This window comes from Corynebacterium sp. HMSC075D04, assembly GCF_001815635.1.
GTDB classification, from domain to species: Bacteria; Actinomycetota; Actinomycetes; order Mycobacteriales; family Mycobacteriaceae; genus Corynebacterium; species Corynebacterium coyleae.
Window position 1 is genome coordinate 99,258 of sequence record NZ_KV821332.1, and the last position, 6,560, is coordinate 105,817.

At 60.2% G+C, this 6,560-nt stretch carries 6 protein-coding genes, 1 tRNA gene and 1 riboswitch; of the genes, 4 read left to right on the forward strand and 3 right to left on the reverse strand.

The annotated features are described in order from the left end of the window. The first annotated feature begins 38 nt into the window (after window positions 1–38). Window positions 39–160: riboswitch (SAM riboswitch) on the forward strand. 13 nt (window positions 161–173) lie between these two features. Beyond that, entirely contained in the window at window positions 174–734 is a 561-nt protein-coding gene (locus tag HMPREF3048_RS04760; protein ID WP_141758857.1) for a hypothetical protein, read from the forward strand. A gap of 5 nt (window positions 735–739) precedes the next feature. On the opposite strand, the gene rhuM is transcribed toward HMPREF3048_RS04760, so the two are convergent. Both rhuM and HMPREF3048_RS04770 read right to left on the reverse strand, forming a co-directional pair. Continuing rightward, window positions 740–1,822 (reverse strand): RhuM family protein, encoded by a 1,083-nt coding sequence (rhuM, locus tag HMPREF3048_RS04765; protein WP_070771345.1) that lies wholly within the window; start codon window positions 1,820–1,822, stop codon window positions 740–742. 26 nt (window positions 1,823–1,848) lie between these two features. Beyond that, window positions 1,849–1,922 (reverse strand) — tRNA-Gly (locus HMPREF3048_RS04770). Window positions 1,923–1,996: 74 nt separating this feature from the next. On the opposite strand from HMPREF3048_RS04770, the gene dcd reads away from it, so the two are divergent. The 3 genes from dcd to HMPREF3048_RS04785 all read left to right on the forward strand — a co-directional run bounded on the left by dcd (window position 1,997) and on the right by HMPREF3048_RS04785 (window position 5,679). Next, window positions 1,997–2,560 (forward strand): dCTP deaminase, encoded by a 564-nt coding sequence (gene dcd / locus HMPREF3048_RS04775; protein WP_070423298.1) that lies wholly within the window; start codon window positions 1,997–1,999, stop codon window positions 2,558–2,560. A 198-nt stretch (window positions 2,561–2,758) separates the two neighbouring features. Continuing rightward, window positions 2,759–4,087, forward strand: a complete 1,329-nt coding sequence (locus tag HMPREF3048_RS04780; RefSeq protein WP_070771355.1) for a UDP-glucose dehydrogenase family protein — start codon at window positions 2,759–2,761, stop codon at window positions 4,085–4,087. 56 nt (window positions 4,088–4,143) lie between these two features. Continuing rightward, on the forward strand, window positions 4,144–5,679 hold the full coding sequence (locus HMPREF3048_RS04785) for an FMN-binding glutamate synthase family protein (RefSeq protein ID WP_246818852.1): 1,536 nt from the start codon (window positions 4,144–4,146) through the stop codon (window positions 5,677–5,679). A 308-nt stretch (window positions 5,680–5,987) separates the two neighbouring features. On the opposite strand, the gene HMPREF3048_RS04790 is transcribed toward HMPREF3048_RS04785, so the two are convergent. Further along, window positions 5,988–6,503, reverse strand: a complete 516-nt coding sequence (locus tag HMPREF3048_RS04790) for an ATP-binding cassette domain-containing protein (protein ID WP_083316744.1) — start codon at window positions 6,501–6,503, stop codon at window positions 5,988–5,990. Between the last annotated feature and the right edge of the window lie 57 nt (window positions 6,504–6,560).

A 6,560-nucleotide genomic window follows, 5' to 3' on the forward strand; every position in this document is an offset into this window, starting at 1 on the left:
TTGACACTAGACTGCTTGGTCTATATTGTGTCGTTTTGGATCAAGAAATCTGACGGATAAGGCCCCTCGGCTCGTCGATTAGCAACCGCGCTCATCGCGCACGGTGCTCCCGAGGGAAGATCCGCCGGCACGCGCAACCGCCGCGCCGGAAGAGCGATATTTCAAGGAGCACCATGTCTTTTGGCATGCCCACCGACTGGACCCCAGCCACCCTCAGCAGCATGGACGGGCTGACCTTTGCGTTTACGCTTGATGAGACGGGTGAGGTGGTCGTCGCAAAGTTTGATAGCGCTGCGCAGGGCCACGAATTCGTCGCCAACACCGGCGCGACATTCGACTACTCGCCAAGCGCCGCCGCCGTACGCGTTGGCGACGCCACCGTCCCACTCCCCAAACGCCCCGCCACCCGCCGCACCTGCACCTACCGCGAATGCGACCAACGCACCCGCGGCCACAACCAGCACTACATTCCCGTGCTGCGCGCCATGAACCAAAAATTCTGCTGGTTCCCCATCGACATCCTCGCCCACGACGGCACCACGCTCACATTCCGCGTGAGCACACCACTTGGCGACGACACCATCACCGCCCACAACCACAACCCCGAAGACCTCGCACTCGCGCAGGAATACAACCCAGACTGGAAGATCCTGCGCTACACGGTTGATGGTGGCGGCTACCGCGCCATCCTGCTGTCGGATAAGCCCGTCACGGCGTGCACAACGGAAGCGTGAGGGGTTTAAGACTCCTCGTCCGGGATGTCTGTTACGCGGGGTGTTAAACGGGCTCGGTCTGCAAGAATCCGGCGGTCAATCTGCTTCATGGTCTCGACCAGTTTTGCGTCAGCTTCGGCTAGATTGTCGGATTCCCGACCAGCATTAAATAGCTCGTAGCGTTCTTTGGCTAGTCTGTTGGCCTCTTCGCGCGAGATTCTTCCGCGATCCTTCAACGGCTCGAAGCCATTGAATTCAATAAACGAATCGGTATTCTCCAACCAATCCTTCATGTAGATAGGGCTTCTCATACGAGTCTGGAGGTCTGCATATTCCAAAAACTGGGAAACTAGCAGGTTGAGTGTGGTGAGCTCGGAATTTGTTAGATAGTTTTTTGCGGTGGCTACATCACCTTTCCGTACCACTTTCCCCTTGAAAGTGGATAACCCCAGGTTGTCGGCTCCGGGGTCGCAACGTGTCGCAATGATTTCTGAAGCAGTTTGACCGGTAACTGCGTAATGGAGTTTGTCCTGAATCCAGCTGAAAATCCCGCGTGTTTTGGGGCTATCTTTGTTGTAGTCCGTAGCAAGCGCGACAATGTCTCGTAGTTTGAGGTAGAGGCGAGCTTCGGAGGATCGAATATCCCGGATTCGCGCGAGTAGCTCGTCGAAATAATCGGTTCCGCGGGGGTCTTTGAGCTTTTCGTCGTTGAGGACGAAACCTTTTCTCAAATATTCCTGGAGTATTTCACTGGCCCAGCGTCGGAACTGATTTCCTCTTGGTCCTTTAACTCGGTAGCCGACAGCAACAATCGCATCCAGATTGTAATGTTTGAGTGTTCGCGAAACATCGCGATCTCCTTCAGATCGAACTATTTGAATTTCTTTAATAGTTCGATCCCTGCTCAGCTCGTTTTCGGCGTAGATATTCTTGAGATGAATGCTCACGCTTGCCGGAGATATATCAAAGAGATCTGCGACTTCACTTTGAGTCATCCATACTGATTTGTCGACAACTCGCAGATGGACTTCCGTTAATCCGTCCTCGGTCTGGTAGATGACAAACTCGCCGTGATCCGTCGAGTCTAATTTGACCGTCCGCTGATCCATTTCGCCCCCAAAAATAACCAGTGCCTTGGAGCCGGCGACGAGAATCGAACTCGCACTCTCAGCTTGGGAAGCTGATGTTCTACCACTAAACTACGCCGGCAGCTTTTACGACTTTAGCACTGCAGGAACCGGCTCCAAAAACCGGGCAAGGGGTGGGGAAGTACACTCTGTGTCGTGCTGCTTTCAGATCACGACATTCGCGAATCCATTGACTCCGGCCACCTCGGCATCGACCCCTTCGATCCGTCGATGGTCCAACCGAGTTCGGTTGACGTGCGCCTGGATAAGTTCTTCCGAGTCTTTAATAACTCGAAGTACACGCACATTGATCCGAAGCAGGAGATGCCGGACCTGACAACGCTCGTCGAGGTTTCCGACGACGACGCCTTCGTCCTTCACCCCGGCGAGTTCGTCCTCGCCTCCACGCTGGAATGCTTCACGCTGCCCGCGGATCTGGCCGGTCGCCTCGAGGGCAAGTCCTCGCTGGGCCGCCTGGGTCTGCTGACCCACTCCACCGCGGGCTTCATCGACCCTGGCTTTTCCGGACACATCACGCTGGAACTGTCTAACGTGGCCAACCTGCCGATCACGCTGTGGCCTGGCATGAAGGTCGGCCAGCTCGCGCTGTTCAAGATGACCTCCCCGGCTGACACTCCGTACGGCTCGGGTGCGCTCGGCTCGAAGTACCAGGGCCAGCGCGGCCCGACCCCGTCGAAGGCGTACCTGAACTTTCAGTAGGGCTGGTGGTGCATCGTCTAGCTAGACGGTCCGAACTGCTAGACGATCCGCCCGCCTTGTCTGCGTTTCCCCAGGTCATGTTGAAGATGGTTTGCAATACGGTGCGAATCGTCTAGCAGCCTGCCGAGGGAACTAGACGATCAACCCCACCACAGCGTCGCCCTGCAGCCTCCGCACCGCCACGGCATAATGGCCACCATGCGACTGACTGTGATCGGCACTGGTTATCTTGGCGCGACGCACGCGGCGTGCATGGCGGAGTTGGGCCACGAGGTGCTTGGCGTCGACGTGGACGAGCACAAGATTGAGGCGCTGAAGAACTCCACGGTGCCGTTCTACGAGCCGGGCCTTCCCGAAGTGCTGGAGCGCAACATCGACGCAGGTCGCCTCAGCTTTACGACGAATTACGACGAGGCCGCCAACTTCGCCAACGTGCACTTCATCGGGGTGGGCACGCCGCAGCAGCGCGGGTCGTATGCGGCGGATACGCGCTTTGTCGAGGCGGTTATCGACGACCTCGTGCCCAAACTGCACGGCCACCACGTCATCCTGGGCAAGTCCACGGTCCCGGTCGGCACGGCCGCCGCGCTGCAGGAACGCGCCGACGATCTGACTCGTCGCGCCGGCCGAGGCGCGACCGTGGAGATCGCCTGGAACCCGGAGTTCCTGCGCGAGGGATACGCCGTCAAGGACACGATCGAGCCGGACCGGATCGTATTAGGACACCGCAGCGAGAACTCCCACGCGGAGGAAATCGCCCGCGAGGTGTACGCGACGCCGCTGGCCAACGGCACCCCGTTTATCGTCACCGACCTGCAGACGGCGGAGTTGGTGAAGGTGTCGGCGAACGCGTTTTTGGCCACGAAGATCTCGTTTATCAACGCGGTGAGCGAGGTCTGCGAGATCGTCGGCGCAGACGTGACCCAACTCGCAGACGCGATTGGTTACGACGACCGCATCGGCCGCAAATTCCTCGGCGCCGGCCTCGGCTTCGGCGGGGGTTGCCTGCCGAAGGACATCCGTGCGTTCATGGCGCGCGCCGGCGAGGTCGGCGCGGACCAGGCGCTGACCTTCCTGCGTGAGGTAGATGCGATCAACATGCGACGCCGCCAGCGCGTGGTCGACATGGCGCGCGAGGAGCTCGGCAGCCTGATCGGGCGCAACATCACGGTGCTGGGTGCAGCGTTTAAGCCGAACTCGGACGACGTGCGCGACTCGCCAGCCCTCGCCGTCGCGGGCCAACTCTCCCTGGCCGGCGCGAACGTCACCGTCTTCGACCCGCAGGCGATGGACAACGCCCGCAAGGTCTTCCCAACCCTCGATTATGCCGACACGCTCGAAGAGGCGCTGCGCGGCGCGGAGCTGACCATCCTCGCTACCGAATGGGGGCAGTTTAGGGAGATGGATCCGGAGTGGGTTGCTGGGGTCGTCGAAAAGCAATTGCTTATCGACGCCCGAAACGTCCTGGACGTGCAACAATGGCGCAATGCCGGATGGGAAATGCGGGCGCTCGGACGCACCCTCTAGTCGACGAAACCGCGTGCCTGTCAACAACTACAGATTATTAAGGCATGATGGGGCGCATGCCTAAGGACAAGTCAGGAAACTTTGCCAAGGTCGCCCTCGGCAGCGTCGCAGCGGCGTTGGGCGGCGTGGCCATCCACGACCTCACTCAGACCAAAAACCCGGTCCTGCGCAACTACCCCGTACTCGGGCACATGCGCACCCTGCTCACCGACATCGGCCCCGAGCTGCGCCAATACTTCATCGAACGCGACTGGGACGGCCGCCCCTTCAACCGCGATCAGCGCAACGCAATTTACGAACGCGCAAAGGGCATGCAAAGCGAAACGTCCTTCGGCACCGTCCAGGACGTCTACGCCACCAACCACGAACACCTCGTACACACGGTCGCGCCTGTCGACGAACCCTCCGAACCGCCCCGCACGCTCATCGGCGGCAAGGACTGCACCCAGCCGTACTCCATTTCGATGCTGAACGTGTCCTCCATGAGTTTCGGCTCCCTGTCCAAAAACGCCGTACGCTCCCTGAACAAAGGCGCAGCCATGGGCGGCTTCGCCCACAACACCGGCGAAGGCGGCGTCTCCCCGTACCACAAGGAATTCGGCGGCGACCTCGTCTGGCAAATGGGTACCGGCTACTTCGGCGCCCGCACCCACGACGGCGACTTCGACCCCGCTAAGTTCCGCGACCGCGCCGCCGACGACCAGGTCAAGATGGTCGAACTGAAAGTCAGCCAGGGCGCCAAGCCGGGCATCGGTGGCGTGCTGCCAGCCGACAAGATCACCAAAGAAGTCTCCGAAATCCGCGACGTGCCCATGGGCAAGGACTGCATCAGCCCCGCAGCCCACCGCGTGTTCAGCACCCCTGTCGAGTTGATCGAGTTCATCGCGAAGATGCGCGAACTGTCCGGCGGTAAACCGGCGGGGTTCAAGTTGTGTGTGTCGAGTCGTCGAGAAGTACTTGCCATTTGCAAGGCCATCCGCGAGGTCGGCACCGCACCCGACTTCATCGTCGTCGACGGCTCCGAAGGCGGCACCGGCGCCGCCCCCATCGACTTCGAAGACCACATGGGCATGCCACTGACCCACGGCTTGATGACCGTGCACAACGCACTCGTCGGCACCGGCCTGCGCGACCAAATCAAACTCGGCGCGTCCGGCAAAGTCGCCGGCGGCTCCGACATCGTCATGCGCATGATCCAAGGCGCCGACTACACCAACTCCGCCCGCGCCATGATGATGGCCGTCGGCTGCATCCAGGCACAACGCTGCCACACCGGCGAATGCCCCACTGGCGTCGCCACCCAAGACCCGCGCCGCAACCGCGCCGTTGTGGTCAAAGACAAGTCCCAGGCGGTGTACAACTATCACAAGACCACCGTCAACACCGCCGTGCGCCTCATGGCCTCCATGGGAGTCACCGACCCGGCGGATCTCACCCCCGAGATGCTGCGCCGCAACATCTCCCCGACCGAGTCCCGCTCCTACGCCTCCATCTACGAATGGCTGCGGCCGGGCCAGCTGCTCGAAGACCCGCCGTCATCCTGGGCACAGGAGTGGAAGGCCGCGTCGCCGGATACCTTCCGCCCGGTGTAGGTGGGGTGCTGTCTGCCGGCGGGGCCGTTAACAACCTCTCGCGGCTGACAAAGTACGGCGGAATGTGTCAGTGACCGGCATCGTGCCTGGTCAAAAATCGACCCTGACAGATTTTGTGGAATCTGTCAGGGACGGAGCCTCAACGCCCGTAGCCGGCGGGCGTGCAAAATAGTTCCCGACCTCAGTGCGAAACCGGGAACTTTCTTACCTCGCCGGGGTGCCGACCTGGGCGAATGTCGTCGAGAAGGGGCCGATACCCCCAAATAGTTCCCCGGCCGGGAACTATTTTGCGGGAGCTGCAGGGGCCATCAGGTCAGATCATCGATGGAAACTTCCCTGTCAAGGTTCATACGCTCACAGAAGTCTTCGTCGTGGCTGACGAGAAGAACCGCACCTGCATAACTCTCAAGAGCGGAGACAAGCCAGTTCACGGTTGAGATATCGATGTTGTTGGTGGGCTCGTCGAGAAGCAATAGCTGCGGAGCAGGCGACGAAAGAAGAACGCGGGCAAACTCAACGCGGAAACGCTCACCACCCGAAAGCGTTCCAATAGGCGCGTGCACAGTCTCATTCTGAAACAACAGTTGCGCGAGTTGGTCCCGAATATACTGCGGGTCAGCAGACGCGTTGGCCTCCGAGACCAATTCCAAAACTGACCGGTTGGGGTCAAGAACAATGCGTTGCCGGAGGTACCCCACATTCCTAATCACATACCCCGCGCTACCGTCTGCAACAGAGTTGAGCAGGGTCGTCTTTCCGCTGCCGTTCGGCCCAGTGATCCGGACACGCTCGGGGCCCACAACAGTGAGCCCTGGGATTTCCATAACACGGGTTCCGTTCGGAAGCGCTGGCCTGTGTCAAATTTTGTGGACGGGTAAACC

Bases quoted from the DNA above. Each gene is read 5' to 3' on its own strand.
- HMPREF3048_RS04760 (WP_141758857.1), top strand. From the start codon at position 174: ATGTCTTTTGGCATGCCCACCGACTGGACCCCAGCCACCCTCAGCAGC.
- HMPREF3048_RS04785 (WP_246818852.1), top strand. From the start codon at position 4,144: ATGCCTAAGGACAAGTCAGGAAACTTTGCCAAGGTCGCCCTCGGCAGC.
- HMPREF3048_RS04790 (WP_083316744.1), bottom strand. From the start codon at position 6,503: ATGGAAATCCCAGGGCTCACTGTTGTGGGCCCCGAGCGTGTCCGGATC.
- rhuM (WP_070771345.1), bottom strand. From the start codon at position 1,822: ATGGATCAGCGGACGGTCAAATTAGACTCGACGGATCACGGCGAGTTT.
- HMPREF3048_RS04780 (WP_070771355.1), top strand. From the start codon at position 2,759: ATGCGACTGACTGTGATCGGCACTGGTTATCTTGGCGCGACGCACGCG.